Here is a 22,854-nt window from a genome sequence, read left to right as displayed (position 1 = left end):
CATGTGACACTAAAATGGGCTTTTCAGACAGTCCCTCTTTAGGAAAATGCGTAATGAATAAATTTCTGTGGGCTTTTTTGACTTTGAAGCTACCCAAAACATTATTTTTCTAACTGTTTTTTCACTATTTTTTCAAGCCAGTTCCAAGGAATGAGGTTTTTGACTCTCACCATTGTTTTTGTACCTCTGCCAACAGGGTAGCGCAGTTTAGGGGAGGGAGTTTTCACGGCCTTCAAAATGGCTGCAACGACTTCATCCGGGTCACCGGCGGTTTCAGAGATGCGCTCGACTTTTTGAAGCATCTTCCCTTTAAAATCTGCATAGGGAGAATCTGAATCGTTTTTGATTAGATCGATTCCCTTTGACCAAATATCGGTTCTGTAAGAACTCGGTTCAATAAGGACAACTTTGACGCCAAACGGAAGCATTTCAAGACGCAGGGATTCGCTGAAGCCTTCAAGCGCAAACTTAGATGCCGCATATGGCCCTAACCCTGGAAAACCAAAGTGACCGCTTATACTGCTGATATTGATAATAAGACCTTTTCCTTTCTCCCTCATGGATGGAAGCACAGCCTTTGTAACGGCAATGGTTCCAAAAACATTTGTCTCAAATTGCTGTTTCCAGTCGTCAATCTCCGTCTCTTCCGCAAAGCCTCCTTGTGCATAGCCGGCGTTGTTAATGAGAATATCTATTTTTCCGTATCGGGCTAAAACATTTTTTATTACTCGATCCACCGCTAAAAAATCGGTTATATCCAACTCTGCTACCTCAATCTGATGGAATACACCATCTTTGTGAGCTTCTTCTTCTAATCGATGCCGTTTTTTTGCATTTCTCATCGAAGCAATGACTTGGAACCCTTCTTTTGCAAGTGCGATCGTTGTATGCAATCCGAATCCGCTTGATGCGCCAGTTATAAATGCAATTTTTGTTTCATTTTCCATTTTGGAGTCGCACCTCTTTATTCCGAATTATACAATATTCATTTTACTGTTTATTCGAAAAACGATGAGAACAATTTTCCGCAAAATTTTTAATAAACTGCCTGGAAATCATGAGAACGAAAAAATGTCTGCATTTCTATACATTTAGGAATTCGATGAAAGATGAAAAAGAAAAAATTATTTTCCGTTGTGCGGCGCTCCGCCTTTCAAAATCAGCAATTTGCCCGTTTTGACCAAGCCGTTTGCAAGATTAAAAAAGTTTCATGATAAAATGAATCAAAAAGGGTTTTAGCAAATAAGAACGAATTATAAAATAAATTTTCCTTCAAGGATGTGCAATCAAAATGAAAAAAAAGAAGAAATATTACGTTGTATGGAAAGGGGCAAAGACAGGGATTTTTACTTCATGGGATGAGTGCCAGCAATATGTCATCGGAATCCCCGGAGCCAAATTTAAGGCTTTTGCCTCGCTGGAAGAAGCAAAACAAGCGTTTGAACATGGCGACATTATTGCCAAAGCCGAGATAAAAACAAAAAAATATATCGAAGAGAGCATATCCGTCGATGCAGCATGCAGCGGTAATCCCGGACAAATGGAATATAAAGGGGTTTGCACCAAAACAGGACAGCAGCTTTTTCATTTCGGCCCTGTACTAGGGACGAACAATATTGGCGAGTTTTTAGCAATCGTTCACGGATTAGCGTGGCTGAAGCAAAAAGGAAAGCAACATCCCATCTACTCTGACTCGGAAACAGCGATCAAATGGGTGAAAGCAAAAAAAGCAAAAACTTCTCTTGTGAGAAACGAGGATACAGAACGTGTTTGGCAGCTCATTGATCGCGCGGAGCATTGGTTAAAAATCAATACTTTTGCCAACCCGATTCTTAAATGGGAAACCGATAAATGGGGCGAAATTAAAGCCGATTTTGGGCGAAAGTAACAATCTTTTTCAATCATCCGGCATGCAAAAAATTAATCTAATACGTTATTCGACTTTAAATGCCGCTTTGTCCCGTTTTTTCCTTTTTCTTTGATGGAATAAAAGAATGTTCAAAAAATATCTTTATAGTATGACATCCTCAAAGGAAGGGGCAAAGCATGAAAAGAAATGTTTTAACGTACATTTTCATTGCATTTTTAGCCGCCGTCCTATTCGGCGCCATTTTTGGATCCGCTGCTCAAATCGTAAAACCGTTCGGCGATCTGTTTTTAAATTTGATTAAATTTATTACAATCCCGCTTGTATTCACTTCTCTTGTTGCGGGTGCAGCCAGTACAGGGGATGTAAAGCAGCTTGGAAGATTAGGCGGCAAAACGATTGCTTACTATTTGGCAACGACGGCTCTCGCTGTATTTTTAGGATTGCTTTTAGGAAATATTTTTGTACCCGGGCAAGACGTAAACATAAAAGCGGATGAAGAAAACGTGGAACTTCAAAAACCACCTAGCATTATGGACACACTTCTCAACATTGTTCCGGCCAATCCGATTGCCGGACTCGCCGAGGGGAACATGTTGCAAATTATTTTCTTTGCACTTTTCGTTGGTATTGGCATTTCGTTGGCGGGAGAGAAGGGAAAGCCGATCTATCTTTTTTTTGACGGGTTTGCCGAAACTATGTACAAGATCACGAGCATTGTTATGGCAATCGCGCCCGTCGGGATTTTTGGCCTAATGGCGCCGATTGTCGGACAGCACGGTGTATCAGTCCTTTTCCCTTTGATCAAATTAATTTTAACAATAGCAATTGGCTGCCTTTTGCATGCCTTGATTGTGTACTCTTTAAGCGTAAAAATATTTGCAAAAATGAACCCGCGAAGATTTTTTAAAGGCATTGCTCCGGCAGCGATGGTTGCTTTTAGCACTTCCAGCAGTGCAGGCACTTTGCCTATTACGATGAAAAATTCCGAAGAAAACTTGGGAGTATCTAAAAAAATCAGCAGTTTTGTGCTGCCGCTCGGCGCAACGATCAACATGGACGGAACCGCTCTGTATCAAGGAGTATGTGCTTTATTCATCGCGCAGTTTTATGGTATTGATTTAACGATTTCCCAACAATTGACCATTATTTTAACAGCAACTTTAGCGTCCATTGGCACAGCCGGTGTACCGGGATCAGGATTAATTATGCTGACAATGGTGTTAACAAGTGTAAACCTGCCGTTGGCGGGAATTGCGTTGATTGCTGGTATTGACCGTTTTCTGGATATGTTTAGAACTTCGTTAAATGTTATGGGAGATGCGTCGGCAGCTGTTGTAGTGAATGCTTCTGAAGGAGAACCGTCCAATTTGGCGCAGCTTGTTGATCAATCGGTCAAGATGGAATAAATGGATGATTCAACCTTAATAAAACACTAATCTACCAAATGCCAAAAAACTATCACTAATGGCATTTTTTCCGGTTTTGGCAGAAATGGAAGAAGATCATAACGGTTTGTGAATAGGTATAATTGCAAAAGCAGGATTTGTTTCCATAAATTTAGAACTGGATGGCCGGAAAAGCTTTTGCAAAAAAGCGACAACCTCAACCTTAAGGAAGAATGACAGTTTAAGGCCACCGGCTGTCTGAACTTTCAAATGAAAGTTTATTTGTAATGCCGAGATTATTTTTGTTCTCTTTCAAAAATGAGCTGAATGGAAAGCGCCTGCCCGCCGGCACCGGTAGAGAGCGGTTCAAAAGTATGCAATCGCCACCCATTTTTTGCATAATCTCTGATGGTTTCCTCATAATTTTCCTTCGGTTTTCCCGAAAAAGCACCAAGTTCAATTTTTACAAATTATATTCAAATATTAATCTTTTTCCTTTCCCAATTTTTATACGAATTAGGAAGCTAAAAGTTACAATATCGTGATCACCGCGTAACCTGTTTTATCAATTGTTCAGTATCCCCCTTTTTTGTTCAATAATTTTTCCCTATTTCAAATTCCAAACAAGCTATACAGAAGGGAAAAGACATAAAAACCTTCATGGAGGCACAGAAAATACATAACCGCGATATTCATAAATGTTGGATGAAAAAAGAATAATTGCGAAATAGGGAAGGACAAGTTACACGTATGTAGTAGGCTCTATTTCTCTCCATTGCAGAACTAAAGGTCGAGCCAAAATATAAAAAATAAAGTAGTAACATTATTAATTTTCGAAATAGCGCTGCCGATATAATCAGTACATATGAATTATGAATTTTGAAGGGGATATCAACATGCTTAAAAAGAAAAAGAAAAAAGAACTTACTTCTATCTTTGGAAAACAAGTGGATCTAGAGCAAATCAAACTGGATGTGACAAATGAAAAATATCAACGACAAATTGCCATGATTGGCCTTTCCAAAGACGATCTTGTCTGCACTTTTTTATTAAAAGATGTGATCCATGACAATATAGCCAATATTACCGATGCATTTTATGAAGTCCTTCATCGAGAACCTTTTTTGATCGACTTAATTAACAAGTATAGTTCAATAGATAAACAAAAGGAAAAATTGAAAAACCATGTATTGCTCATGTTTAACGGATCCTTGACAGATGAAGATATCAAAAGAATGAAGCGGATTGCAGCAGCCCACGTTCGCATTGGTTTGGATTCCATATGGTATATGAGTTCGTTTCAGCAGTTGCAGAAATCTATAATTTCTGTCGCTGCCAACGCATGTGAAACGAAGGAAGAATTTCACAAGGCAGTCAGCTCCATCACAAAAATGATCAACTTTGAACAGCAGATTGTATTGGAAGCATATAACACGGAATATGAAAAAAAACGGCAAAAAATCGAGAAAGACAAACAAGAGCTTCATGAAAAAATCGCTCAAACTTCGGTTCGTCTTGCAAGTCTGATTGAAGCAGCCGATTCATTCATTAAAAAAATCAACGAACAATCCAAGCAAATTGCACAAATCGCCGCCGAACGATTTGAAACAGCAGCATCATCTGAATCGGAGGTCAGCTCAAGGAAAGAAGATTTGCAATATCAGTCCGGCCTGATGAATGATATTAAAGAACTGACAGATAACATTGCGTTAAAAATAAAATCGCTTGAACAAACTTCTGAAAAAATTAATCATGTCGTTTCCATTGTCACTTCCATTGCTGAACAAACCAATCTTTTGGCTTTAAACGCAGCAATTGAATCGGCACGCGCAGGAGAATATGGGAAAGGTTTTGCCGTTGTTGCCAGTGAAGTGAGAAAGCTTGCGGAAGAAACAAAAAATTCCGTTCTGGGAGTTTCCCAATTCATTGAAGAAATCAATTCTAAAATTGGCGATATTGCCTCATCTATTGGGGAAGTAACAGAGATTACAGCCTTCGGTACAGAAAGAATGAAGGAGATGAGCCAATATTTTGACAATATCTTGTATGCTGTCGACAAAAACAAACAACAAACTGAAAAGACGAAAGATGAACTAGAACATTTTGCGAAAATTATCGATGACATGGCAAGTTCGATCGTTCAAATAAAAGAAAATTCAGAATATTTAAAGGATATATCAAATTCTTTCCGTACGGTGTGAAGAATGGAAATTACCGTCCAACCCACCTTTCTATTCCTGGCGAGAGGCGGGTTGGTTCATTTAGTGAATAATGTTAGCCTCATATCCTTTCAGTTCCGCGAACGGCGTTATGCTGCAAAATACATATGAAATGGAATACCTACGTGTATTTGTTTCATCCAATGTTCAGGTCTTTTTCTCTTTTTTGATCATAAATGAATCGGTATATGCCGTTATCATCACAAGTTGGTTTTCAGCCTTCTAGTCGTTTCACTCACAGCAATATGCCTTGACGCAAGTGCGTCCAACCCGCTGTTTGATTGTCCTCCAGCAAACTCCGAAATGCCTCAATGAACCAATATGACAATTATCACATTTCTTACATGACAAATATGACTACACAGATTGATTTTTCTCTTGTAAGATTGGAACTATCAAATGAAGAAGGGAATAAAAAAATGACGAAAGAAATGCAAAAAACATTGAGAAAGCAAATGGCTCCTTATGAAAAACCTCACACAATGAACAGCATTTGGCAGCTTATAAATACAATAGTGCCGTTTTTTCTGTTATGGTTTTTAGCGTATCAAAGTCTATCCTTTTCTTATGTTCTTACTCTTATGATTTGCATCATTGCGTCCGGATTTTTAGTGCGTTTGTTCATCATTTTCCACGATTGCTGCCACTACTCCTTTTTTAAAAATCGCCTTGCTAATCAAATATTGGGAACCATAACCGGTATTTTAACATTATTTCCGTATAGCCAATGGCAGCACGACCATTCTGTCCACCACGCCACCAGCTCTAACTTAGATAAGCGTGGGACAGGGGACATATGGGTGCTGACCGTTGATGAATATATGTCGGCGCCGATTTTGACAAGATTAGCCTACAGGCTGTATCGAAATCCGTTTGTGATGTTTGGGTTAGGATCGATCTACGTTTTCCTTATTAAAAACAGGTTCAACAGAAAAGGTGCGAGGCTAAAGGAACGCCTCAACACATATATAACAAACATTTCAATCGCTGGGGTCGTTGGGCTGCTTGCTTGGACGGTCGGATGGGGGCCGTTTCTTTTCATACAAGGCACCATCTTTTTTGTTTCAGGTTCTTTAGGTGTTTGGCTTTTTTACGTGCAGCACACATTTGAAGATTCTTATTTTGAAGAAGATGAAAACTGGGAGTACGTAAAAGCAGCCATTGAAGGGAGTTCATATTATAAGCTTCCGAAACCGCTGCAATGGCTTACCGGCAACATTGGCTTCCACCACGTCCATCATTTAAGCCCAAGGATCCCGAATTATAAACTGGAAGAAGCGCACAATCAAACGTATCTTTTACAGAACGTGCCAACCATCACTTTAGCGACAAGCTTAAAATCACTCCGATTCCGCTTATGGGATGAGCAAGCGAAAAAGTTTGTCGGGTTTAATGGTTTGCCGAAAAAGAAGGAAAAAAGGCATAGAGCCCATATGAAGTCTGAATTGTAAATGTATCCGTTGCCTTGTGGGAAAGAACGGCAAGATTTTTAAGACGCAATGATCCTTTTTATGATAAAATGAAAGGAATACCAATGGATTAAAATTTAAAGAGGATTTTGACCATGCAAAAAAATATGATCTTAGAGAAATTTTCGGGAATTTCTCCTTATATATGGAGCTCTTTTAGCATACTGCCGTTCTATTTTATTTTCCAATCTTCCTCTACAAAGGAAATCATTGCTGGGATCGTGCTGACCATTATCTTTTTCTTCGCTTATCGTTTAGCTTTTATATCAAAAAAATGGCCCGTTTATTTGTGGACTTGCATTTTGATCGGCATTTCCATCACGATGACGATCCTTTTCCAATTTGTTTATTTTGCTTTTTATATCGCTTACTATAACGGCCAGATAAAAAACCGCATCGCTTTCTTGACGTTATATTTGATTCATCTAGCCGCCACGACCATCTCGATCAATTATAACGTGGTTCTCCAAGAAAAGTTGTTTTTAAAGCAATTGCCGTTTGTCATCATTATTTGGGTCAGCGTCATCCTTCTCCCGTTCAACATTTATAATCGAAAAAAGCAGGGACAGCTTGAAGAACAGCTTGAAGATGCCAACAAAAGAATTGCCGAGTTGGTAAAACAGGAGGAGCGCCAGCGGATTGCCCGCGATCTTCATGATACGTTAGGTCAGAAGCTTTCCCTCATCGGTCTAAAAAGCGACTTGGCAAGGAAATTAATTTACAAAGACCCCGAACAGGCCCGAAGCGAGCTGAAAGACGTTCAACAAACCGCAAGAACAGCATTGAATGAAGTAAGAAAGATGGTCTCGCAAATGCGCGGTGTTCGATTAAAAGAGGAAATCATACGCATAAAACAAATGCTCCAGGCAGCTCAAATTGATTTAATAGCTGAAGAAGAACTCACCCTCACAAACGTATCCCCGTTTCTTGAAAATCTGTTAAGTATGTGTTTGAAAGAAGCGGTAACTAATGTTGTAAAACATAGCAAGGCTTGCACTTGCCGTATTGCCATTCGCCAATCGTGGAACGAAATATGGATTACTGTGCAAGACGACGGAATCGGCATCGTGGAGAGTCAAGATCTTGCAAAAGGGAACGGACTGTTAGGAATGAAAGAACGTCTGGATTTTGTGAACGGCAGTCTGGAAATCTGTTCAGAAAAAGGAACTGCATTAATCATGAAAGTACCGAACATAGTCAAGCAGACCGTTAAGGAGGAGCTAAAATGATTCGAATCGTCATAGCTGAGGACCAGCAGATGATGCTGGGAGCCTTAGGAACCCTGCTCAACTTGGAAGAAGATATGGAAGTGGTCGGAAAGGCAAGCAATGGAGAAGAAGCTATTTCTCTCGTGAAGCAATATCAGCCTGATGTTTGCATCATGGATATTGAAATGCCGAAGAAAAGCGGACTCGAGGCAGCGGAAGAGCTGAAAGAGCAAGCAGTTAAAGTGATTATTTTAACAACGTTTGCCCGTGCCGGTTATTTCCAGCGGGCTTTAAAAGCACGTGTAAGCGGCTATTTATTGAAGGACAGCCCCAGCGAGGAGCTGGCAAGCTCAATCCGAAGCATCATGGCTGGCAGGCAAATCTATGCGCCAGAACTAATGGATGATGTATACAGTGAAGAAAATCCTCTCACGGAACGGGAAAAAGAAATATTAGAACTCGTAGCCGATGGGAAAAACACGAAAAAAATCGCGGACGAACTTAAACTAAAAACAGGCACGGTCCGAAACTATATTTCAACGATTTTGGATAAGCTTGAAGTAACGAACCGGATCGAAGCGATAAAACAATCCAAAGAAAAGGGATGGTTTAAATAGACATGGAAAAATGGATTTTCGCGACAAAAGCAAAACAGGAACCTAAAACTTGCCGATCGTGCAAAATGAACAGTAATGAACACCTTTTTCCCCCTAAGCACGAAAAGTTCCTGAATATATTCTCCTGAAATCATGAGATACACGTTCCGCTTGCCAATGATCCATTCCCATCATTATTAACCATATTTAGGGCACCCTATTAGAATATTATACTTTTCTAGAGAAAACGATTTTTATATGATGCTTGTTTATCTGTTTTAAGTTTCTCGATCAAAAAATATCTCTTTGTGAGCGTCAAGTTTCCTAGTATATGGATTGTAGCATCCTATTGTTTTTCATAGATAGGTTTATTGCATAAGATCTGACATGTTTTTTGCGTTTCCCCGCTTTCTATTGCTTGATATTATCAACCATTGAACCAGCAATGCCGCCAATACTAGACAACCTGCAGCGAACGGAAGGGTGGAAGGAGCCAATCCGGCCAGCAACACTATTCCTCCAAGAGCGGAACCTACCGCACTTCCTAAATAATTAGCGGAACTGTTTAAAGCGACAACAGCTGCGCCGTGATTATGCTGCAAACGTAGCAGTTCATGTTGTTGCGGTGCTTGCGAAGCCCAGCCCATCGCCCCCCATACAATGAAAGGCAAAAAGGATAGGATCGGAAATGGCAGTGCGAATGGTATGCTGAACATAGCGAAAGCCATGATGGCTAAAATGCCAGCCATGAGCAGCTGCGGCCGTCCCGTCCGATCGATGAAAGCGCCAACGGAAAAGCTCCCGACGGCTCCCCCAATGCCCCATGCCCACAGATAAGGTGCAATGCTGCGGGTGTCTTTTAAGTTATCCAAAATGGTTGAAATATACGTATAAAGTCCCAAACTGGCAATGCTTGTCATAAATGTTACACCGATGATTGCGGCAACCCGTCCGTTGGCCATCATGGCAAAACGTTGCTGCAGCGATGGCGGCGCCGAAGCTGGAAAGTTCGGAAACGAAATGATAATCCCGATCATAGCGGCAAAACCTAGTGCAGTGATGAACCAGAGAGTTGTTTGCCAATCCAAATGTTCAGCAATGAACAATCCGAGCGGAACGCCAGCAACCGTTCCCGTGCTCATGCCGCCGAGCGCTATGCCTAGAGCGCGGCCGCGCATCCGTTCGGGAACAAGAGATGCGGCAGCAGCTGCTGCCAACGGAGAATAAAGCCCTGCTCCGATGCCAGCAATTGCACGAGCTATCAACAGCATGGAGAAACTCGGGGCTAGTGCGCTGGCTCCATTGCCTATTGAGAATACGGCAAGCGCCAGCACTAAAATGCTGCGCATTGGTTTACCAGCCAACAACGTCGCAAAAATCGGAGCCGCCAGTGCATAGCAAAAGGTAAAGATACTTACTGCCTGACCTGCTTGTGAAGCGCTAATTTTAAACGTTTCTTCCATTTTCGGCAGCAAACCGGAGATGACATAGGCATCAAATCCGAGAGCGAACATCCCTATCGTGAGCAGAAAAACTTTTCGCATCATAACCTCCATTTTCACTAAATCTTTTCATATGAAAAAATTGTTCTTTATTTTCACTTTACAAAACGAACTTTAATATGTCTAATATATATTTAAATCATTATTAATATGTTAAAAATATTAAAAAGGAGAGGCTTTACGTTGGAACTTCGCCATCTGAAATATTTCATCACAGTCGCAGAAGAATTGCATTTTGGCAAAGCTGCTGCCCGTTTAAATATAGCGCAGCCGCCATTAAGTCAGCAAATTCGCCAATTAGAAGAGGAAATAGGTGTGCCGCTTTTCCAGCGGACGAAAAGAAAGGTAGAGCTGACAAAAGAAGGAGAGGTGTTTTTGGAAAAAGCTTATCAAATTTTGAAGTACGTAGAGGAAGCGGTCGAAACAGTAAAAATGGTAAACCGTGGAGAAGCCGGGCAAATCGTGATCGGTTTTATCGCCTCAGCTGCCTATGATCTTCTTCCTGTTATTTTAGAGCACTATCGAAAACAATACCCGAATATTCATATCGATTTGCAACAGCTGACGACAAGAGAGCAATTGAAAGCTTTGCAAAAAGGCCTTATTGATATAGGAATACTTTGCCATCCTTTCAACATACAAAATGACAGCATTCAGGTTGAAGTCATTCGACAAGAACGAATGGTGCTAGCATTGCCAAAGGATCATCCGTTGGCTGCCAAAACCTCGCCGATTAAACTGGAAGATTTAGCAAACGATCCATTCATTTTAACAGGAAGAAAGGCGAATCAAACTCATTATGATGCAGTAATGAATTGTTGTTATCAGGCGGGATTCCATCCGAAGGTAGTACAAGAAACGCAAGAATTGCCTACTGTCTTATCTCTTGTTTCCTCAGGAATGGGTGTGGCGATCGTACCGGCTTCTATCCAACGGGTATTAAATAATAATGTGGTCTATCGTGAGATTCGGAATAATCCAATTACCACTACAACGGCCTTTGCGTGGAAAAGCGGCAATTTATCTCCAACTGTCCATGCATTTCTCGATTTCATGAAAAAGTCTGTCATCCCGCTTTTTCATAGGAATGATCTTGGTTAGAAGACATTTTTAAGAAAAATATGAAAAAAGCGATCTTCCGTTTCTTTTCTTTTCCAGTAGCAGACAAAGGTCCGAAAATCTGACCGATTTATGATTTTATAAAAATAGGTTTAAGTCATCCGGAGAGGATTGATTATGCCAACGCGGCTTACTTATATCCCTATTTGAATGGAAGATGGTTGTTTCTTTCGATGGGGACTTTGTTTTTCCTTAATTAAAATTAGTAGATCGGCAGGATGTTTTAAGAAAATAAGAATTTTGCTCCCAGAAGGTAGGAATAATTAGAAAAATCACATTAAAAACCACTGGAGGGAAAAGGGGGGAATGTAAACAAATACGAAAAGTTGAACGGAAAGATATCCAACAACTGTTAAATTTAATTCATTAATACATTGTCGACTTCTATAAAAGGACTAAGCCGGCTAAGAAGTGTTGAAAGGATTTGGTAAAGCATTTGTGATACCCCGCTTGCAGGAGACATGTCACAGACAAGATGAGTATTATTAGGTCTTGCTACTGTATTTCTCATTCAGCACTCTTCATGATGTGATTAGAAACTGTACTGCTATCACTTAAATCTAGAACCTTAGATCATGAAGACAAATATACGATATTCTCCTATTTATAAAAAGGGATAAGCTTTAATTCTATTACGAATATGTAAAATCGGTGTCTTCTTCATTGATCGTTTCAATTTTCCGACCTTCCTAATCTCGTTCGAATCATACGTTTATTTTAAGCAAACACTTCAATCCCTCCATTATCGTTTATAGAACAATACGGCGAACTGAAGGAAGTAATTGCATCTAAAATAAAAAGCGTTGACTTTTAGAGCAATGTTTTGTAATATTGAGACCATAAATACCCATACATGTATGTGTAAGATGATTAGTTTAAACCAAATTTACAACATTCGATAGGAGGAAGAAGGGAATATGTCTGTAAAAACCATGACTGTAAAAGAAATTGCAAACAAAATCATCCAAGGGGAAGACTTGTTTATTGTCGATGTCCGCAATCAAGAAGAGTTTGCCGATTGGAGAATCGAAGGAAAGAACGTACAAGTTATGAACATTCCTTATTTTGAGGTTCTTGATGGTGTGGATCCATTCCTCGAACAATTGCCGAAAGAGAAAGAAAACGAAATTTATGTGGTCTGCGCCAAAGGCGGATCTTCGCTATTTGTTGCCGAGCAACTTGAACAAGCAGGGTTTTCTCATGTATATTCCATTGAAGGCGGCATGAAAGCGTGGAGCGAGCATTTAGAACCAGTCAAAATCGCCGAGCTGAAAAACGGCGGTGCCATTTACCAATTTGTCCGTCTTGGGAAAGGCTGCCTGTCCTATTTGATCGAATCAAACGGAGAAGGCGCACTCATTGACACAAATCGCATGACTGATGTATACATTCAGTTTGCGAAGGAACGCGGGATTGTCATTAAACATGTAATTGACACCCATTTGCATGCCGACCATATTTCCGGCGGCCGCAAGCTGGCTGAACAACTTGGAGCGATGTACTATTTGCCGCCGAAAGATGCAAAAGAAGTGACCTTTCCCTATGCACCCATTCTAGATGGGGATCGCATTCAGGTCGGCCATACAGTGATCGAAGCTCTGTATTCACCGGGACATACAATTGGCAGCACTTCGTTTATTGTAGATGACCAATATTTATTAACTGGAGATATTTTATTTATCGATTCCATCGGCCGTCCGGATTTGGCTGGAAAAGCGCAAGATTGGGTCGGGGATTTGCGCAAGACATTATATGAACGCTATAAACAATTAGCAGATAAGTTTTTGGTTTTGCCGGCGCATTTTATGGAACCGAACGAAATGAATGACGATGGAAGTGTGGGAACTACATTAGGTATGCTGTACACAAAAAATCATGGTCTAAATATCCCGAGCGAAGAAGAGTTTCGAAAAACGGTGACGGAAAACTTGCCTCCCCAGCCGAACGCTTATCAGGAAATTCGGCAAACAAATATGGGAAAGCTACATCCAGATGAAGAGCAGCAGCGCGAGATGGAAATCGGTCCAAACCGTTGTGCAGTCCGGTAATGACTAAAAAAAGGGGAGACTTGAATCATTCATACCGAGTCTCCTTTTTCTCCCTCCGCAAATATTTTTTAAATTAAGGAAATGGAGGAAGGCTATATTGATGGCTAACAAGTATAGACAATGCCTCTGTTCCAAAATTTGTTTAGAAAAATAAATCGGTTGATTATATACTTATACATGTATATAATTGTTCATAAATAAAAACAATGAATGAGGTGAAAAGAAAAATTGGAAGGAATACTGCTTTTGGCTTTATTTATTTTGTTATCAATATCTGTCTATCGGCGGTATTATCCAGTAAGAGGAGTTCCGTGTGTTGACTACCGCGATGAAAGTATAAATTCTTTAACAATTGTAGATCTTCGTGATTACAACGAAAAAACGAATCATCATCCCATTGCGAATTCCTTAAACATACCGTTTGCTTATTTAAAACGGCATGTTTATGAAATTCCTAATAAACCAATCCATGTGATTGTAAGTGATGAAGCAGGAAAAAATTTAGGCATTCGCTTTTTACGCAGCCGCGGCTTTAAAGTGAAGAGCTATTCAATGGCCGATTGTCCTTGCAAAGAAAGGAGAAATGCCAAATGGAATACAGCAAAGAAATCAAAAACCGCCTAAAACGAATTGAAGGACAAGTAAAAGGGATTATTGGTATGATGGAACAAGAAAAGGACTGCAAAAGCGTGATTTCTCAACTTTCTGCTGCACGAAACGCTATCGATCGCACTATTGCCGTTATTGTTAGTTCCAACTTAGAGCAATGTATCCGTGAAAGTTTAGAAAATGGAGAAAAAACTGAACACCTTGTAAAAGAAGCTGTAGAGCTGTTAGTAAAAAGCCGATAAAAGAACGTCAACTTTTCAAAGAAAAGTTGACAAATTTTTTTCTTTTTATTAATATACCTATAGGGGTAATGGTAAAAGATAAAGGAGGTCATTGACAATGAATGCAGATAAAGTATTAAATGCAAAGGGTTTAGCATGTCCAATGCCAGTCGTAAGAGCAAAAAAAGCGATTGATGAGTTAAAAGCCGGTCAAGTTTTAGAGGTGCATACAACGGACAAAGGTTCCAAAAACGACTTGACCGCTTGGGCAAAGGCAAGTGGGCATAAGGTTGTTAATATGAAAGAAGAAAATGGTGTTTTTACGTTTTGGATCCAAAAGGGATAATTTTTGCTATCCTTTATACCCCTATAAGTATTTCAGAAAGAAGGTGGGAAACAAGTGTCGCAGCAAAAGAAAAAAACAACGATCATTTTATTTAGCGGTGACTATGATAAGGCGATGGCAGCGTATATTATCGCGAACGGCGCTGCTGCCTATGACCATGAGGTTACAATTTTCCATACGTTCTGGGGGCTTAACGCATTGCGTAAAGATTCGACAGTTCCGGTGAAAAAAGGATTATTAGAAAAAATGTTTGCGAAAATGATGCCGCGTGGTGCGGATCGCATGGGACTTTCGCGAATGAACTTTGGCGGAATCGGCCCGAGGCTAATTAAGCGGGTAATCAAAAAACATAATGCCGTGCCGCTGCCGCAATTAATCGATATGGCAAAAGAACAAGGAATAAAGCTGGTTGCTTGCCAAATGACAGTCGATCTTTTAGGACTGCAACAGGAGGAATTGATAGACGGCATCGAATTTGCAGGGGTTGCTGCGTATTTAGCAGATGCTTCTGAAGGAAATGTAAATTTATTTATTTAAGGTGAGTGAAGTCTTATGATCCAAACCATCATCAATATTTGCTTATTTCTATTGTTGATATGGTTTATTGCCAACCGGCTTCTGCCTCCGAAAGGGGTGCGGATCATATCTGCAGCACAACTAAATCAGGAATTGCGAAAAAACAGTGTCCAATACATTGATGTACGCACACCGATGGAATTTCGCGCGAAGCATATTCCTGGTTTTAAAAATATTCCCTTGCAGGAACTTCCAAATCGGGCTCTTGAACTATCGATAGAAAAAGAAGTTATTGTGATTTGCCAAAGTGGAATGAGAAGCGCCAAAGCAAGCAAATTTTTAAAGAAATTAGGATTTCAACGTGTCACCAATGTAAAAGGAGGTATAAATGCTTGGTCATGAAGGAGGTCAAACGGATGAAACAACTGACGGCAAAAGAAGTTGAGACGCTGTTCCGTGAAGGGAAAACATTCAATATTATTGATGTCCGCGAAGCAGAGGAAGTCGCATCCGGAAAAATTCCTGGTTCAATAAATATTCCGCTGGGACTGCTCGAGTTTCGCATGAATGAACTAGATAAAGAAAAAGAATACATTCTCGTCTGCCGTTCTGGCGGAAGAAGCGGCCGAGCTGCACAACTGTTGGAAAGTTACGGATATAAGGTCATCAATATGACAGGCGGTATGCTGGAATGGGAAGGTCCTGTAGAATAGCAATCCCATCATTTAAGGAGGAGAAAATAATGATTCAAGTGGATATGACAGTAGACGCCAAAGGGTTGTCTTGCCCTATGCCGATTGTCAAAGCGAAAAAAGCGATTCATGAGTTGCAGCCGGGACAAGTGCTAGAAGTACAGGCAACGGACAGAGGATCGAAAGCGGATATGAAAGCATGGGCAGAAAGCACTGGGCATCACTATCTCGGTACAATTGAAGAAGAGGGGGTATTAAAACACTATATTCGTAGAGCAAGCGAGAGCGAGGCAAAGAAGGAAGCGACATTCTCCCATGTCATTTCCAATGAGGAATTAGCGAACAAAATGAATGATGCGTCAATTATCATTTTAGATGTCCGCGAATCGGCAGAGTTTGCGTTCGGGCACATTCCCGGTGCGGTTTCGATTCCTCTTGGAGAATTGGAGGAAAGGATCCATGAACTCCCGCAAGATAAGAACATTTATGTGGTCTGCCGTACGGGAACGCGCAGCGGTTTAGCAGCCCAAAAATTAGCGGAAAAAGGATTTTCAAACGTATGGAATATCGTTCCCGGCATGTCTGAATGGAATGGGCCGCTCGAACAGTTCAATCAATGATTGAACGGCATTTTTTGGTTGTGAATATACCGTATGAGGTATAAATATCAGCAAAAGAAACCCAATTTTTTTGTTGTATGAAGAGCGAACGATTTCTTCGATTGGAAAATTAAAGGCGATAATTTTGAATATTGAAATGTTCCTTATTATGATTTAATCAATGTGCCAAATCAGTGTTCGATTGCATTAAGGGGCGAAAACTCATTTATTTCCTTGGGCACAAGTCAACGGGCATGCGATGACAAAGAAGAAAATGGTGTATAGATATTCGTATTAAAAAAGGATGATTCACTTACTAGCGGGGTGCGTATATGGGTACCCCCAATTTTAACAAAATCAAAGGGGCAGTATATCGATGGAAATGACCTTCAATTATATTATCGTGATTTTCCTTATTGGTTTTATCGGTTCCTTTCTTTCTGGCATGGTTGGCATTGGCGGTTCCATTATTAAATATCCGATGCTTCTTTACCTTCCGCCGTTTTTTGGACTTGCCGCCTTCAGCGCCCATGAAGTATCGGGGATCAGTGCTGTGCAGGTATTTTTCGCGACGATTGGCGGTGTTTTAGTCTATCGGAAAGGCGGATATTTAAATAAGTCGTTGATTCTTTACATGGGGATCAGTATTTTAATTGGCAGTTTCATTGGCGGATATGGCTCTAGGGTAATGAGTGAAGGAAGCATAAATCTTGTTTACGGAATTCTAGCAGCATCAGCTGCTATCATGATGTTTGTTCCAAATAAAGGGATTGATGATATTCCGTTGGACAAGGTGACCTTTAATAAATGGCTGGCAGCGGCGCTTTCATTTATTATCGGAATTGGATCAGGAATTGTTGGGGCGGCAGGCGCATTTCTTTTAGTGCCGATTATGCTTGTGGTGCTAAAAATTCCAACTAGAATGACAATTGCTTCCTCATTAGCGATTACATTTATTTCCTCAATCGGATCGTCGTTTGGAAAAATCACAACGGGTCAAGTTGAATTCATCCCTGCGATTATTATGGTCATTGCAAGTTTGATTGCATCTCCATTAGGCGCAAAAGCAGGACAAAAAATGAGTACAAAAGTGCTCCAAGTGATTTTAGCTGTCATAATTTTAACGACGGCAGGGAAAATTTGGATCGATATTCTTTAAGTTTTGTATAGATCAAGAAAAGAAGGAAATATCTCTATCTTAAGAGTGATAAGGAGGGGAACTTTATGTTGAATAGGAAGCCATGATGATGAACATAGGTATGATGTTAAATATGTTATTTTGGATTATTATTATTATTGGATTTGCAATATATGGGATGATCTTGTTAATCATGAAACCATTTGAAAATAAATCAAATCATGCAAAGCGCGACTTGCCCGGGGAGAAATTGATGCAGAAGAATATGAAGAGAATAAACGGCTATTAAAAGATTAATGAGTCGTCTTTATATTTCTTCAAAAAATTTGAAGTACATATGTAAGATAGCATGAGATATGTTAGAGAATAGACAAATCTCCATATTTTCATCAAATTTATTGTCTATAATGGTTTTAAAACAAAGGGAGGGATCATAGATGAAAAAGAAAATTGCGTTTGTTTCTTTATTTGTACTGGCAACATTGTTAGTAGTTGGACAGTTTTCTTATGCGGAAAAGTCATGATGAATGGAAACGGTATGATGAAGATAATGGAAGTGATGAATTCACCTCAAGGATAAAAAGTGATGAAGGCATGCGGATAATTCATGGAATCTTTTAATAAAGCTGAATAAAACCAGTGTAAAAATCGATAAAAGCCCTTCTTTTATTTTTTGTTTAAAATCCATTGTTTGGAAGGAGATTTTCACACTCATTTATAAGATTCAGCAATTATCCATCCAGAATTGATTAAACTCGCGGATGAAACAGGAAACCCGATACAATTAGAAAAAACGATAGTTAATTCAAAAGATAAAATTCATGTGTTTAGCCGAATAAAAAACGATAATTGCAATATTAAATGCAACGATTGATAAAAAACAAGGTAAACCGTAAACATAAAGAACAGAAAGATGGCACGAACAAATAAATCAATTGCGATCGATAACCAAACACCAACTATACCCATTCCTAATTGAATTCCCAATATATAAACGCCTACAAACATTCCTATTGCTGTACTGTACATTGGACTTTTTGTATCTCCTGTCCCCCTGTAAAGCGCCTGTTAAAACCTTTGCCTTTTCAAAATCCCCGGCTCCTATATAACGAGCAACAAGCGAAAGACGGTACCTACTCCGATTGCCATAAAAACCGCTATATATACAGCTAAGACAGGCATTAGACACACCAACTGCAGTAACTTCATTTAATCCGAGTTTAGAGACAAAAAGAGTATCTACAAAAAAACCACAGTTTGGAGAATATCTTCAATCATGGATGAAACAGCCAAAGAAATCATGGAAATCTTTTGTTTGGTTGTTTGCTCCTGAATAATGCGTTCAGAAAACATACCAATCACTTCCTAATGTATGAAATTTTTGCTTTCTTAAAATATTTACCGCTCCACAATTTCTGCAAAATTCATTGTTACAATTTGGTCATCAGTAAGAAAAGAAGGTGAGAAAAAGGGTGTATTCGTTTTTTAGTGAAATAAGCAACCTTCTCAGTCAACCGTTACTAAATATTGCAAATAGCACGACAGCGATTCCCATTTTGTCATCGTTTGTTCTTGGTATAGTAGGAGCAATGGTTCCTTGTCAACTCACGGGCAACTTAGGGGCAATCACAATGTACAGTCATCAATCCTTGCAAAAAGGGATTGCGTGGAAAGAGCTGCTCCTATTTATTTTCGGAAAAATCATTGCTTTTTCCGGTTTAGGTTTGATGGTCTGGTTGATGGGGAAAGAGATTCAAAGTACACTAACATTATATTTTCCATGGTTAAGAAGGCTTGTTGGCCCGATTCTCATTCTTGTTGGCTTATATTTGTTGGGCCTTTTTAAAATGTATTGGAACGTCAAATTGTTCAAAGTACCTGAAAGATGGTTAAAAGGAAAAATCGGTTCGTTTTTCATGGGATTTGGATTTTCATTAGCTTTTTGTCCAACGATGTTTATGTTGTTTTTTGCCACTCTCATGCCTCTCGTTTTTTCAACGTCGTATGGGGTGCTATTACCGGGCATCTTTGCCATTGGAACCTCTGTACCGGTTATTTTCTTCATTATCATCCTTTGGTACTTAGGATTTAGCGGCGCTTTTATGAGGAAAGGAAAACAAGCAGGAAGGTACGTCCAGAAAGCAGCCGGAATCGTGATGGTTTTCCTTGGAATCATAGACACCATCACATATTGGTTTTAAAGCTAGAAATCAAAAGGGGGTATTGAAGGCTCTTACATAATGACTGGGATATGTAATAATCGCCATAGGTCTTTAACTTCTGCTTCGTTTGAAAAGTTTCAATTAGATGCTTCAAATGTTCAAAATATAATTTTTGGATAGTGGTTCAAATTCTTCTATAGTGATCGAGCGCGAACGATGAAGATACGCCTGATTATGCATGGCCAAGCAACCCCAATCGCAAAACATTATTATGTCCGCATTCAATATAGATTTAAACAAAATATGATGAATAGATGTCCAGTTAACCAGACAAAAATAAAAGAAGGAACAATACAATTGCATCTTATACCCCTTACCGGTATAATGTATTTAAGATGATCTTGTCATATATGAGGTGATGCCAATGAATCAATATGAAGAAAACCATCTAAACGCCAAGATGGTGCCGAGAACTGAAGAAGAGATCGAAAGCATCGTCAAGCGTTTGAAGCGCATTGAAGGACAAGTGCGCGGGGTGCAAAAAATGGTTGAGGATAATCGGTACTGTATTGATATTTTAGTGCAAATTTCCGCGATTCAAGCCGCGTTAAACAAAGTAGGTTTGAACTTGCTGGAACGCCATGTCAATCATTGCGTTGCTAAGGCGCTCCGCGAAGGAAGCGGAGAAGAATCCATCCGGGAATTAATGGATGTGATTAAGCAATTCTCAAAGTAAAGGAGGGAAAAGTTTATGAGTGAGCAAAAACACATAACCTTGAAAGTAACCGGCATGACATGTGCGGCATGTTCCAATCGTATCGAGAAAGTGTTGAACAAAATGGATGGAGTAAAAGCCAATGTCAATTTGGCGATGGAAAAGGCAACGATTGAATTTAATCCATCGAAACGAAGCATAGCCGATATCCAAACGAAAATTGAGAACTTGGGGTATGGCGTTGCCGCTGAAAAGGTGGCGCTAGATATTGAAGGGATGACATGCGCAGCATGTGCCACTCGGATTGAAAAAGGGTTAAATCGTATGGAAGGTGTGACAAACGCTGTTGTAAACTTGGCGACTAACAGTGCCGTTGTAGAATACAACGAAGGCATTACTTCTGTAGAAGACATTTTAGAGAAAATCAAAAAGCTTGGGTACAAGGGACAGATCCGTAACGAAGAACAAGATCAGGCAAGCCGGAAAGAAGAGGTTATTAAACAAAAACAGCGGCAGCTTGCCATTTCTATCATCTTATCGTTGCCTTTGCTTTATACGATGATTGCTCATATGCCGTTTGATATAGGCTTGCCGATGCCGCACTTGTTGATGAATCCGTGGTTCCAGCTTCTTTTGGCCACACCCGTTCAGTTCTACATCGGCGGTCCATTCTATATAGGGGCGTACCGGGCATTGCGAAATAAGAGCGCCAACATGGATGTACTAGTGGCGCTTGGAACGTCGGCAGCTTATTTTTACAGCTTGTTCGAAGCTTTCAAAACATTAGGAAATCCCGAATATATGCCAAGATTGTATTTTGAAACAAGTGCTGTACTAATTACGCTTGTACTTGTTGGAAAATATTTCGAGTCTCTTGCGAAAGGGAGAACAACAGAAGCCATCTCCAAGCTGTTGAGCCTGCAGGCAAAAGAAGCGACTGTCATCCGTAATGGGGAGGAAATAAGAGTTCCGCTTGAAAAAGTGGTGATCGGTGATACCATTCTCGTCAAACCGGGAGAAAAAATTCCTGTTGACGGAATCGTCATTGCCGGGGCATCTTCCGTAGACGAATCAATGATTACCGGTGAATCCATACCTGTTGATAAGAAGGAAGGCGACTCGGTCATCGGGGCAACCATTAACAAAAACGGTGTTCTAACCATTCGTGCAGAAAAGGTAGGGAAAGATACAGCACTTGCCAATATCATTAAAATCGTTGAAGAGGCACAAGGCTCGAAAGCGCCGATTCAACGCATGGCTGATGTCATCTCAGGTATTTTCGTGCCGATTGTTGTAGGAATTGCTGTCGTTGCATTTATTGTATGGTACTACTTTGTTGCACCAAGCGACTTGCCGAAGGCGCTTGAGGTGGCTATAGCCGTTCTCGTCATTGCGTGTCCATGTGCACTTGGCCTTGCTACACCGACATCGATTATGGTCGGGACAGGCAAAGGGGCGGAAAAGGGAATCCTTTTTAAAGGAGGTGAGTACTTAGAGGGAACGCATAAAATCAATGCCGTATTACTGGATAAAACAGGAACAGTGACAAAAGGGAAACCAGAAGTAACAGATGTGTTACAATTCCAAGAAGGTATGATCGAATATGCCGTTTCGGCAGAGAGCGCATCGGAACATCCGCTGGCTCATGCCATTGTGGAATATGGAAAGAAACGAGAGGTTTCTATAAAGCAGCTGGAACATTTCTCTGCCATTACCGGCCACGGAATCGAAGCTGTCATTGATCGAAAAAATGTCCTTGTTGGAACGCGAAAATTAATGAAAGAACGCTCTGTCGAGATTGCCATGCATGAAGACAAAATGGTAGAGCTTGAAAATCAGGGAAAAACTGCTATGCTAGTTGCCATCGAAGGACAGCTTGCCGGCATCATCGCTGTTGCGGATACGGTAAAAGAAAGCTCGAAGGAAGCGATTCAAACATTAAAGCAATTGGGGATTGAAGCATACATGGTAACGGGAGACAACAAACGGACTGCGGACGCGATCGCAAACCAAGTGCACATCGATCATGTCTATGCAGAGGTTCTTCCAGAAGACAAAGCGAAAATCATTGAGGAACTGCAAAAACAAGGGAAACGAGTGGCGATGGTCGGAGATGGAATTAATGACGCTCCTGCCCTTGCGAAAGCGGATATTGGAATGGCCATCGGTACAGGAGCTGATGTCGCCATCGAAACGGCAGATGTTACCTTGGTCGGCGGAGATTTAGCCCATATCCCGAAAGCGATTGAGCTAAGCCGCAAAACAATGAAAAACATTCGACAAAACCTGTTCTGGGCTTTGTTCTATAATACCATTGGCATTCCTGTAGCCGCTGCTGGATTATTGGAGCCTTGGATTGCCGGAGCGGCAATGGCATTCAGTTCTGTATCAGTTGTGACCAACGCGCTTCGTTTGAAACGCGTGAAAATATAAAATGGCA

General features: G+C 40.4%; 24 protein-coding genes and 1 pseudogene. 20 read left to right on the top strand and 5 right to left on the bottom strand.

From position 1 onward, the window contains the following. Positions 1-101: 101 nt before the first annotated feature. Entirely contained in the window at positions 102-947 is an 846-nt protein-coding gene (locus tag AC0KTX_RS06285; RefSeq protein WP_474251373.1) for an SDR family oxidoreductase, read from the bottom strand. Positions 948-1,291: 344 nt separating this feature from the next. On the opposite strand from AC0KTX_RS06285, the gene AC0KTX_RS06280 reads away from it, so the two are divergent. Together AC0KTX_RS06280 and AC0KTX_RS06275 are read left to right on the top strand one after the other, a co-directional pair. Further along, on the top strand, positions 1,292-1,888 hold the full coding sequence (locus AC0KTX_RS06280) for a ribonuclease H1 domain-containing protein (RefSeq protein ID WP_474251372.1): 597 nt from the start codon (positions 1,292-1,294) through the stop codon (positions 1,886-1,888). Between the two features lie 158 nt (positions 1,889-2,046). Next, a complete protein-coding gene (locus AC0KTX_RS06275) occupies positions 2,047-3,276 on the top strand; it encodes a dicarboxylate/amino acid:cation symporter (protein ID WP_474251371.1) in 1,230 nt (409 codons plus the stop codon). A 275-nt stretch (positions 3,277-3,551) separates the two neighbouring features. Here the strand turns inward: AC0KTX_RS06275 and AC0KTX_RS06270 are convergent, their stop codons facing one another. After that, positions 3,552-3,716, bottom strand: coding sequence for a DUF4177 domain-containing protein (locus AC0KTX_RS06270; RefSeq protein WP_474251442.1), 165 nt, complete (start codon positions 3,714-3,716; stop codon positions 3,552-3,554). Between the two features lie 435 nt (positions 3,717-4,151). Here AC0KTX_RS06270 and AC0KTX_RS06265 point away from each other — a divergent pair, with 435 nt between their 5' ends. The 4 genes from AC0KTX_RS06265 to AC0KTX_RS06250 all read left to right on the top strand — a co-directional run bounded on the left by AC0KTX_RS06265 (position 4,152) and on the right by AC0KTX_RS06250 (position 8,768). Next, positions 4,152-5,456 (top strand): methyl-accepting chemotaxis protein, encoded by a 1,305-nt coding sequence (locus tag AC0KTX_RS06265; RefSeq protein WP_474251370.1) that lies wholly within the window; start codon positions 4,152-4,154, stop codon positions 5,454-5,456. A gap of 437 nt (positions 5,457-5,893) precedes the next feature. After that, positions 5,894-6,925 carry a Delta(5) desaturase DesA gene (gene desA / locus AC0KTX_RS06260; protein WP_474251369.1) on the top strand — a complete coding sequence of 344 codons (1,032 nt, stop codon included), beginning with the start codon at positions 5,894-5,896 and terminating at the stop codon, positions 6,923-6,925. A gap of 113 nt (positions 6,926-7,038) precedes the next feature. Continuing rightward, entirely contained in the window at positions 7,039-8,172 is a 1,134-nt protein-coding gene (locus AC0KTX_RS06255) for a sensor histidine kinase (RefSeq protein WP_474251368.1), read from the top strand. Beyond that, positions 8,169-8,768 (top strand): response regulator, encoded by a 600-nt coding sequence (locus AC0KTX_RS06250; RefSeq protein WP_474251367.1) that lies wholly within the window; start codon positions 8,169-8,171, stop codon positions 8,766-8,768. Before AC0KTX_RS06255 ends, AC0KTX_RS06250 begins: the two co-directional genes overlap by 4 nt. A 347-nt stretch (positions 8,769-9,115) precedes the next feature. Here the strand turns inward: AC0KTX_RS06250 and AC0KTX_RS06245 are convergent, their stop codons facing one another. Next, a complete protein-coding gene (locus AC0KTX_RS06245) occupies positions 9,116-10,291 on the bottom strand; it encodes an MFS transporter (RefSeq protein ID WP_474251366.1) in 1,176 nt (391 codons plus the stop codon). Positions 10,292-10,432: 141 nt separating this feature from the next. On the opposite strand from AC0KTX_RS06245, the gene AC0KTX_RS06240 reads away from it, so the two are divergent. The 11 genes from AC0KTX_RS06240 to AC0KTX_RS06190 all read left to right on the top strand — a co-directional run bounded on the left by AC0KTX_RS06240 (position 10,433) and on the right by AC0KTX_RS06190 (position 17,826). Further along, positions 10,433-11,350: a LysR family transcriptional regulator gene (locus AC0KTX_RS06240; protein WP_474251365.1), complete on the top strand. Its 918-nt coding sequence runs from the start codon at positions 10,433-10,435 to the stop codon at positions 11,348-11,350. A 935-nt stretch (positions 11,351-12,285) separates the two neighbouring features. Next, entirely contained in the window at positions 12,286-13,416 is a 1,131-nt protein-coding gene (locus AC0KTX_RS06235) for an MBL fold metallo-hydrolase (protein ID WP_474251364.1), read from the top strand. Positions 13,417-13,644: 228 nt separating this feature from the next. Further along, entirely contained in the window at positions 13,645-14,040 is a 396-nt protein-coding gene (locus AC0KTX_RS06230) for a rhodanese-like domain-containing protein (RefSeq protein ID WP_474251363.1), read from the top strand. After that, positions 14,007-14,267 carry a metal-sensitive transcriptional regulator gene (locus AC0KTX_RS06225; RefSeq protein WP_063389517.1) on the top strand — a complete coding sequence of 87 codons (261 nt, stop codon included), beginning with the start codon at positions 14,007-14,009 and terminating at the stop codon, positions 14,265-14,267. Before AC0KTX_RS06230 ends, AC0KTX_RS06225 begins: the two co-directional genes overlap by 34 nt. Before the next feature lie 97 nt (positions 14,268-14,364). Next, positions 14,365-14,592 (top strand): sulfurtransferase TusA family protein, encoded by a 228-nt coding sequence (locus AC0KTX_RS06220; RefSeq protein WP_474251362.1) that lies wholly within the window; start codon positions 14,365-14,367, stop codon positions 14,590-14,592. A gap of 54 nt (positions 14,593-14,646) precedes the next feature. Next, on the top strand, positions 14,647-15,129 hold the full coding sequence (locus AC0KTX_RS06215; RefSeq protein WP_474251361.1) for a DsrE/DsrF/DrsH-like family protein: 483 nt from the start codon (positions 14,647-14,649) through the stop codon (positions 15,127-15,129). A gap of 15 nt (positions 15,130-15,144) precedes the next feature. Next, positions 15,145-15,510, top strand: coding sequence for a rhodanese-like domain-containing protein (locus AC0KTX_RS06210; RefSeq protein WP_474251360.1), 366 nt, complete (start codon positions 15,145-15,147; stop codon positions 15,508-15,510). Positions 15,511-15,524: 14 nt separating this feature from the next. Beyond that, positions 15,525-15,821 (top strand): rhodanese-like domain-containing protein, encoded by a 297-nt coding sequence (locus tag AC0KTX_RS06205; RefSeq protein WP_474251359.1) that lies wholly within the window; start codon positions 15,525-15,527, stop codon positions 15,819-15,821. Positions 15,822-15,850: 29 nt separating this feature from the next. Beyond that, complete coding sequence (locus tag AC0KTX_RS06200) at positions 15,851-16,420, top strand: sulfurtransferase TusA family protein (RefSeq protein ID WP_474251358.1); 570 nt, start codon at positions 15,851-15,853, stop codon at positions 16,418-16,420. Positions 16,421-16,781: 361 nt separating this feature from the next. Continuing rightward, entirely contained in the window at positions 16,782-17,558 is a 777-nt protein-coding gene (locus AC0KTX_RS06195) for a sulfite exporter TauE/SafE family protein (protein ID WP_474251441.1), read from the top strand. 88 nt (positions 17,559-17,646) lie between these two features. Next, positions 17,647-17,826, top strand: coding sequence for a hypothetical protein (locus tag AC0KTX_RS06190; protein ID WP_474251357.1), 180 nt, complete (start codon positions 17,647-17,649; stop codon positions 17,824-17,826). 530 nt (positions 17,827-18,356) lie between these two features. Here AC0KTX_RS06190 and AC0KTX_RS06185 read toward each other — a convergent pair. Continuing rightward, a complete protein-coding gene (locus AC0KTX_RS06185; protein WP_474251356.1) occupies positions 18,357-18,566 on the bottom strand; it encodes a hypothetical protein in 210 nt (69 codons plus the stop codon). After that, positions 18,469-18,732: pseudogene (locus tag AC0KTX_RS06180) on the bottom strand (hypothetical protein); the annotation flags it as partial. The pseudogene AC0KTX_RS06180 and the gene AC0KTX_RS06185, both read right to left, overlap by 98 nt. Before the next feature lie 277 nt (positions 18,733-19,009). Here AC0KTX_RS06180 and AC0KTX_RS06175 point away from each other — a divergent pair. From AC0KTX_RS06175 to AC0KTX_RS06165, 3 genes are all read left to right on the top strand, one after another. After that, complete coding sequence (locus AC0KTX_RS06175) at positions 19,010-19,738, top strand: urease accessory protein UreH domain-containing protein (protein WP_474251355.1); 729 nt, start codon at positions 19,010-19,012, stop codon at positions 19,736-19,738. A gap of 385 nt (positions 19,739-20,123) precedes the next feature. Continuing rightward, positions 20,124-20,435 (top strand): metal-sensing transcriptional repressor, encoded by a 312-nt coding sequence (locus tag AC0KTX_RS06170; protein ID WP_474251354.1) that lies wholly within the window; start codon positions 20,124-20,126, stop codon positions 20,433-20,435. Positions 20,436-20,450: 15 nt separating this feature from the next. Further along, on the top strand, positions 20,451-22,847 hold the full coding sequence (locus AC0KTX_RS06165; protein WP_474251353.1) for a heavy metal translocating P-type ATPase: 2,397 nt from the start codon (positions 20,451-20,453) through the stop codon (positions 22,845-22,847). Positions 22,848-22,854 lie beyond the last annotated feature (7 nt).

It is taken from the genome of Aeribacillus sp. JST-2 (assembly GCF_056032925.1).
This window is presented reverse-complemented; position numbering and strand designations above follow the sequence as displayed.

Coding starts and splice junctions, on each gene's coding strand:
- AC0KTX_RS06285 (WP_474251373.1), bottom strand. CDS start 947: ATGGAAAATGAAACAAAAATTGCATTTATAACTGGCGCATCAAGCGGA.
- AC0KTX_RS06280 (WP_474251372.1), top strand. CDS start 1,292: ATGAAAAAAAAGAAGAAATATTACGTTGTATGGAAAGGGGCAAAGACA.
- AC0KTX_RS06275 (WP_474251371.1), top strand. CDS start 2,047: ATGAAAAGAAATGTTTTAACGTACATTTTCATTGCATTTTTAGCCGCC.
- AC0KTX_RS06265 (WP_474251370.1), top strand. CDS start 4,152: ATGCTTAAAAAGAAAAAGAAAAAAGAACTTACTTCTATCTTTGGAAAA.
- desA (WP_474251369.1), top strand. CDS start 5,894: ATGACGAAAGAAATGCAAAAAACATTGAGAAAGCAAATGGCTCCTTAT.
- AC0KTX_RS06255 (WP_474251368.1), top strand. CDS start 7,039: ATGCAAAAAAATATGATCTTAGAGAAATTTTCGGGAATTTCTCCTTAT.
- AC0KTX_RS06250 (WP_474251367.1), top strand. CDS start 8,169: ATGATTCGAATCGTCATAGCTGAGGACCAGCAGATGATGCTGGGAGCC.
- AC0KTX_RS06245 (WP_474251366.1), bottom strand. CDS start 10,291: ATGCGAAAAGTTTTTCTGCTCACGATAGGGATGTTCGCTCTCGGATTT.
- AC0KTX_RS06235 (WP_474251364.1), top strand. CDS start 12,286: ATGTCTGTAAAAACCATGACTGTAAAAGAAATTGCAAACAAAATCATC.
- AC0KTX_RS06225 (WP_063389517.1), top strand. CDS start 14,007: ATGGAATACAGCAAAGAAATCAAAAACCGCCTAAAACGAATTGAAGGA.
- AC0KTX_RS06220 (WP_474251362.1), top strand. CDS start 14,365: ATGAATGCAGATAAAGTATTAAATGCAAAGGGTTTAGCATGTCCAATG.
- AC0KTX_RS06210 (WP_474251360.1), top strand. CDS start 15,145: ATGATCCAAACCATCATCAATATTTGCTTATTTCTATTGTTGATATGG.
- AC0KTX_RS06205 (WP_474251359.1), top strand. CDS start 15,525: ATGAAACAACTGACGGCAAAAGAAGTTGAGACGCTGTTCCGTGAAGGG.
- AC0KTX_RS06200 (WP_474251358.1), top strand. CDS start 15,851: ATGATTCAAGTGGATATGACAGTAGACGCCAAAGGGTTGTCTTGCCCT.
- AC0KTX_RS06195 (WP_474251441.1), top strand. CDS start 16,782: ATGACCTTCAATTATATTATCGTGATTTTCCTTATTGGTTTTATCGGT.
- AC0KTX_RS06190 (WP_474251357.1), top strand. CDS start 17,647: ATGAACATAGGTATGATGTTAAATATGTTATTTTGGATTATTATTATT.
- AC0KTX_RS06185 (WP_474251356.1), bottom strand. CDS start 18,566: ATGTACAGTACAGCAATAGGAATGTTTGTAGGCGTTTATATATTGGGA.
- AC0KTX_RS06170 (WP_474251354.1), top strand. CDS start 20,124: ATGAATCAATATGAAGAAAACCATCTAAACGCCAAGATGGTGCCGAGA.
- AC0KTX_RS06165 (WP_474251353.1), top strand. CDS start 20,451: ATGAGTGAGCAAAAACACATAACCTTGAAAGTAACCGGCATGACATGT.